Raw genomic sequence first — 4,206 nt, forward strand, 5'->3', positions numbered from 1 at the left:
CGGCAAGTCGTCACCAAGGCGGTTGCCATATCTTGATGGGCGATGGTGCGGTGAAGTTCGTCACCGAGTCGATCGAAGCGGGCGACCAGAACGAGGTTCCCTATGGTTCGCGAAATCCCAAGCCTGGATATGAAAGTCCCTATGGATTGTGGGGAGCACTTGGACCAAAAACGCACGAGAGACGATCGAAGGATTCGAATAATCCGAGCGTCAATCTTATTCGAGATAGTCGAATCGATATCAATAGGGCTGAGATGCAAGCGGTTTGCATCTCAGCCGACGTTTGGCGTTCCCGCCGTTATCAACGAAACCCGCATTCATCCACGTGAAACCCTTGTTCGCTATGAAAACCAAGACCAAAACTTTCAACCTATTGTTGTTATTGTCGCTGTGCATTCCCGCTCTCGTTTCCATCGGATGTGGCGGATCGCAAACAGCTGAAATGAAAACGTATGAGCCGATTACGGAGGCGGAGAAAGAAGTGATTGCCGAGAAGAAAGAGGCGTTCCAGGACGAGCATTAGGAATGCAAGTGGCACTGCCCGATCGCTCCCCTGCTTACCCTTTCTTCAACCCGGTTCTCATGATGCAATTCTCGAAACGGCTCCATCGGTACATTGTGACAAGCTCGGTAATCATTCAGGCTTGTGTCTTTGCGGTTGCCGGTATTGCGGCCGAACTGAGGCCGCTGCCTCGACCTGCGAATGATACGCTTGGTAGCCTTGTGATTATCGGCGACTCCACCGTCCGAAACGGTGACGGGCAAGGTGGAAATGGGCAATGGGGATGGGGAGAACCGCTGGCCGAGTTGTTCGATTCGTCCAAGTTGAATGTGGTCAACCGTGCGGTGGGAGGATTGAGCAGTCGTACCTATGCGACGGCCGGGTACTGGGATGCGACGAAGGCTCTGTTGAAGCCAGGTGATTTTGTGATCATGCAATTCGGGCACAACGATGCTTCGCCCATCAATGACGAGCACCGAGCACGAGGGACGATTCCAGGGGTCGGTGACGAGTTCGAGGAGATCGTGAACCGGATCAGCGGCGAAAAGGAAACGGTGCACACCTACGGATGGTACTTGCGAAAATACATCCGTGAAGCCCGAGAGCGAGGTGCCCATCCAGTTGCTTGTTCGCCGGTTCCTCGCAAGTTGTGGAACGGTGAAAAGCTAAAACGAGCCTCGGACAACTATGCTCGTTGGGCACAAGAGGTGGCCGAAAGCGAAGAGGTGCCGTTTATCGATCTCAACGAAATGATCGCCGTGCGATATGAAGCGTTGGGGAAAGAAAAGGTTGAATCCTTGTTTGCCGATGAGCACACGCATACCTCGCTAAGTGGTGCGCGTTTGAATGCGGCATCCGTTGTCGCGGGGTTGTTAACGCTGCGGCTCGACGGGCTGGTAAGCCAGCTCAACAAGCGTGGCCGCGAAATCGAGTCGGCGGATGCGGCACACGTCATTTCGCCCGATTCCCGTCCCATCCTGGCGGATCACAAGACGGCCGAGGTTGCAAAAACCCGCAGCGAGATTCCCACGTTATATCTGATCGGTGATTCGACGGTACGCAACGGGCACCAGGACGGTGTGGGTTGGGGGGAAGTGATCGATCGGTACTTTGACACCGACAAAATTGATGTCGTCAATCGTGCCATCGGGGGACGTAGCACAAGATCCTTCATGCGTGAGGAACGTTGGCAAAAGGTGTTGGACGAACTCGAGGCTGGCGATTTCGTGGTGATGCAATTTGGTCATAATGATGGTGGCCGTGTCGGTGACGCACGGTTCAAGCGACGTCCCGCCTTGCCTGGCGTCGGTGACGATACCCAAGCGGTTTCCTTCGAGGATGGAACGAAGGAATTGGTGCACAGCTATGGATGGTATTTGTCAAAATTTTGTCGAGATGCAAAAGGCAAAGGAGCCACGCCAATCATTTGTTCGCCAGTGCCACACAAGAACAATTGGCACGAAGGGCGATTCGAACCCGACTTCGTGTTACATCGCCAGTGGTGCCAACAGGTTGCCGATGCGACCGATAGCCACTTTATCGACCTGACCGCTTTGATTGGATCGCGATATCAGCAGCTTGGTGAAACGCATGTGGATTCACTTTTTGCCGACGCCCGGACGCATACCAATATGGCTGGGGCCGTGGTGAACGCCGAATGTGTGGTCGCGGGGCTGAAGGAGTTACCCGCGCGGCCGCTGAAGCCGTTTCTATCGACCTTGAAGACTCGGTGATCGATTTTGGCGATCTTCTCGACTCGCCAGCCAATAAATGCAGCTGTCATGTATCGAAGACTTTTCCAAAAGCCGAGGTTCGTTGCCGCAGTACTTTTTTGCTTATTGTTTTTGGGGTGTTCCGCCGAGGAGTCGCCGGATGTTGTGCGCAGCGGGCGAAGGGATTCCGCAGCAATAAAACCGCCGCATCCGGAATCCGCGGAAACGCGTCCATCACTGATTCGCGAAGCGGTTACGGCGATTTCCACAGGCGATTTCGCACGCGGCGAAATCGCAATTCGGAAACAATTGGTCGCCGATCCCAGCGATGTGCAGGCGTTATTAATCGCAGGCAATCTTGCCGGGCATCAACGCGACTTTCAATCGAGTTTGTCGTACTATCAAGAAGCGATTCGTCAGTCCAAAACAGCGGACATGCCGCTGCTAGATAATCTCACTCAATCGCTGCTTCGATCGGGACGCGTGTTTGACGCGATCGAACTCCTTAAAACCTTTATCGAGCGTTTTGAAGGAGCGGCTCAAGCACGGTTTGATCTAGCGGGATTGATGACCATGGTGGGGATTCCCGAGTCGTCCACCTCGTATCTTCATTGGCTTTTTCAGCACAACCAAGGTGATGTCGAAACGTTGCTGTTGATGGCCCATCCAGCCCGGATCGAGCCGGATCTCGAGTTTTGCGATTCGTTGCTCGAACGATCGGTTGGCGACATTCGTCTTCGCTACGCAGCGGCGCGCGTCAACGCGATGCGTCTACAGTGGGAGGAGGTTGTGAATCGACTCGAGGCGGTGGTGGAGCAACATCCTGATTTCGCCCCCGCGTTGGTTTTGTACGGACGTGGCTTGGTCGAGCTGGAACGAATCGACGAGCTTGAGCAATGGAAAAGTCGTTTGCCTGCGCAGATTGTTGATTCACCCGAGTATTGGATCGTCATGGGGAAATGGGCCGAAGCCGTCGCGGATCCGCAATCCGCAGCGCATGCATTTCTGCAGGTTCAACGATTGAACGGGACATGTTATCCCGATCAACTCAATGGGCTGTATCGAAATCTGCTTGCGATCGATGACGAGCCGACCGCTCAATTGGTCGAGGTGCAAATCCAGCGACAAATAGGACTTCGCGACAGTTTCAAAATCTATCTGGACCGTGATCGACAATCTCAGACGGCCGCGTTTGCGGTGGCCGAGTCAATGGTGGATTTAGGACGAGTCTGGGAGGGCGAAGCGTGGGCGCGACATGCGGTCGGACTACCGAATGAAACAACCGCGGACGCAAAACAACGTTACCTCGCAATTCGTGATCGCCTGAGCCCGAGCTCACCGTGGATCCTTTCCTCGCACGACCTGGCATCCATGATCCGAGTCCGCGGCAATCCCAATTCCCAATCGTTACGATTGGGAAGCAATCAATCGCCGACGAACACCTCTGGGGCACTTCGCAAGAAAAGCCAGATTCCTCTTTTTCAAAACGAGGCAAAGAAGCGAGGATTCGATCACACGTGCGCGATCTCGGCCGACGCGGAATCCAAAGGACACTGGTTGCATCAAAGTTCGGGCGGAGGCGTGGGAGTGATCGATTTTGATTTGGATTCCTACCCTGATCTCGCTGTGGCAATGCTCGATGGCGAGCCACTCCAAGCCAATTCGTCGGCGAATCGTTTGTTTCGGAATCTTGGTGGTCAGTTTGTTGAGGTTGGAGATCTCTGCGGATATGACGACACCGGTTTTTCGCAAGGGATCGCGATTGGCGATATCAATTGTGATGGATTTGCTGACATCTTTGATGCCAACATCGGACAAAACCGCGTGTTCATCAATAACGGCGACGGAACGTTTCGCGAGGCCTCTGAATCGATGGGAATGCACGACGAATCGTGGAGTGTGTCAGCTGCGATTGCGGATTTGGACGCGGATGGCAACGCAGATATTTTTGCCGCCAACTATTGTGATGGAACTCGCCCTTTTGAGCATGCT

Annotated in this window: 4 protein-coding genes; all 4 read left to right on the top strand. The window is 54.0% G+C overall.

The window, feature by feature from the left end:
• Positions 1 to 329 (top strand): H-X9-DG-CTERM domain-containing protein (locus tag RMSM_RS08645; RefSeq protein ID WP_040764877.1); only part of this gene is annotated, 329 nt, incomplete at its 5' end.
• A 14-nt stretch (positions 330 to 343) separates the two neighbouring features.
• Positions 344 to 523, top strand: coding sequence for a hypothetical protein (locus RMSM_RS08650; protein ID WP_008694265.1), 180 nt, complete (start codon positions 344 to 346; stop codon positions 521 to 523).
• Between the two features lie 59 nt (positions 524 to 582).
• Positions 583 to 2,235: a rhamnogalacturonan acetylesterase gene (locus tag RMSM_RS08655; RefSeq protein WP_008694267.1), complete on the top strand. Its 1,653-nt coding sequence runs from the start codon at positions 583 to 585 to the stop codon at positions 2,233 to 2,235.
• A 111-nt stretch (positions 2,236 to 2,346) separates the two neighbouring features.
• On the top strand, positions 2,347 to 4,206 hold a 1,860-nt coding region (locus tag RMSM_RS08660; RefSeq protein ID WP_173405112.1), incomplete at its 3' end, for an FG-GAP-like repeat-containing protein.

The organism is Rhodopirellula maiorica SM1, from assembly GCF_000346295.1.
GTDB lineage: Bacteria > Planctomycetota > Planctomycetia > Pirellulales > Pirellulaceae > Novipirellula > Novipirellula maiorica.